The following is a 1,639-nucleotide window of genomic DNA, read 5'->3' on the forward strand; positions in this document are numbered from 1 at the left end:
AACTTGTATAAAATTGATTTAAGTTTTGTAAAAAGTAGTTGACAAAATCCGATCGAGATCAAGGATAACCCTATCCTTAAGGTGGACAAAATATGGTAAGGTGGACTGAGTAATAAAACTTATCACTAAACTACTATCAGTGACAAGTGCCAAATTCACCAGAGAAGGCTAAATATAACTATGTCCAAACGGTTTAAATTCGACTCCTCCGAGATGATTTATCTCACCGATAAACTGATGAATGTGGCCAGCAATCGTTACTCGATCGTCGTGCAAGTCGCTAGACGGGCCAAACGCGTCCGCTACGATACCGTAGAAAATATCGATGACCCGATGATTAAACCTGTCCAACGGGCCTTGATGGAAATGACCGACGAATTAACCGAACCGGAATTATTACGCGATTAATCCCCTAAAATTGCCTGGAACCCACCCTTACATTTCATCGGGGTGATACCCAGTGATCTTAGTCTTTCCGCTAGTCGTTGGGCTTTTTGTTCCGCTTCCTGTTTGGCTAAACCTTCTTGCTGGGCGATCAAACGTGCTTGAGCGGCGATCGCCGCAGCTGCCCTCGCCCTTTCCTCTGAGGTTAAATAACGATTTCCCGATACTGGGAAGAAGGCGATTTTTGTGTAGGAAAGGTTAACCATAGCAATTGTTTTGACTAGGGAAATTACCAAGTATTCGGTTGAAAGTCGGCATCATTAATAATGTCCACCGTATCCCCGGAGGGTTTAATCACAAATAGACCTTTTTTATAAGCGTATCGATCAATCCCCTCGTTGATTTCAATTCCCGCCACTGCACCGTAAGCTTGATAGTTTTGATAATGGGGAAAAGCGATTTTAAAGCGGGTCAATTTTTCGATAAATTCATCCACATCATCTTTAGATAATCTAGATTTACATTCCACCACCACGAGATCGGTATCATCTACCGCTAGAATATCAATTTCCATGGCGATGCCCTGACGCTTGACTCTAGCGCGGGGATAAACTTCTTTAATATCGATACCTTTTTCCTGAAAAAGCCGTAAAACCGCCGGTTCTACCAATTCTTCCACAAATCGACCCCAGCGAGTGGTGAGACTATCTACCGCTTTGCTGGTTCGTTCAACCGTCCGTTTCAGTTCTGCCATCGAGCGATCGCTTTCTAGTTTAGATTCCGCCAGGAGGTTCTCTATTTCGACTCTATGGCGATCATATTCCGCCTTAGATTCGGCAGCCCGGCGATCATATTCCTCGGCGGAAGCGCGGAATAGCTGGTAAATATCCTCAAGAGTTACCGGTTCACTCATAGACTTACCTCTAAAACACCCCTGATCATTTTAGCGATTCCCTCGAGAAGCTGGACGAGAGCCAGAGAGCAAAACGAAAAAAAATATTAAGAATTATGTAAAAGACTTGACAAATGTGCGGGGGTGGGTAATGTTTTTCTGGAATTTACTTGGTTCCAAAACTTGCATAATCCTTACAACGCTCAAAGAGCTTGATTTTAGTTGACATCCTCGCCGCCGTAAAACGGACGGCGATTCCCAAACCTCACGATTTAGGTTTCTGCTTCTTTCCCTTGCGGGGTTCCGCACCTGCCTTAACAGATTTACTCTGTTCTGGTCTTATGGTCGCTCTACAGACTGACA

General features: G+C 44.2%; 2 protein-coding genes and 1 pseudogene. 1 reads left to right on the top strand and 2 read right to left on the bottom strand.

Translation table 11 applies throughout. The features are described from left to right. Positions 1 to 180 precede the first annotated feature (180 nt). Positions 181 to 408: a DNA-directed RNA polymerase subunit omega gene (locus PX636_RS12025; protein ID WP_002737694.1), complete on the top strand. Its 228-nt coding sequence runs from the start codon at positions 181 to 183 to the stop codon at positions 406 to 408. On the opposite strand, the pseudogene PX636_RS12030 reads toward PX636_RS12025, so the two are convergent. Beyond that, positions 405 to 620: pseudogene (locus PX636_RS12030) on the bottom strand (hypothetical protein); the annotation flags it as partial. The gene PX636_RS12025 and the pseudogene PX636_RS12030 sit on opposite strands and share 4 nt — an antisense overlap. 53 nt (positions 621 to 673) lie before the next feature. Next, positions 674 to 1,297: a YraN family protein gene (locus PX636_RS12035; RefSeq protein ID WP_002796911.1), complete on the bottom strand. Its 624-nt coding sequence runs from the start codon at positions 1,295 to 1,297 to the stop codon at positions 674 to 676. Between the last annotated feature and the right edge of the window lie 342 nt (positions 1,298 to 1,639).

Source organism: Microcystis sp. M53598_WE2 (assembly GCF_030067735.1).
In the GTDB taxonomy this organism is placed as follows: domain Bacteria; phylum Cyanobacteriota; class Cyanobacteriia; order Cyanobacteriales; family Microcystaceae; genus Microcystis; species Microcystis aeruginosa.

What these genes read in the sequence shown, in the direction of transcription:
- PX636_RS12025 (WP_002737694.1), top strand. Translation starts at nt 181, where the DNA reads ATGTCCAAACGGTTTAAATTCGACTCCTCCGAGATGATTTATCTCACC.
- PX636_RS12035 (WP_002796911.1), bottom strand. Translation starts at nt 1,297, where the DNA reads ATGAGTGAACCGGTAACTCTTGAGGATATTTACCAGCTATTCCGCGCT.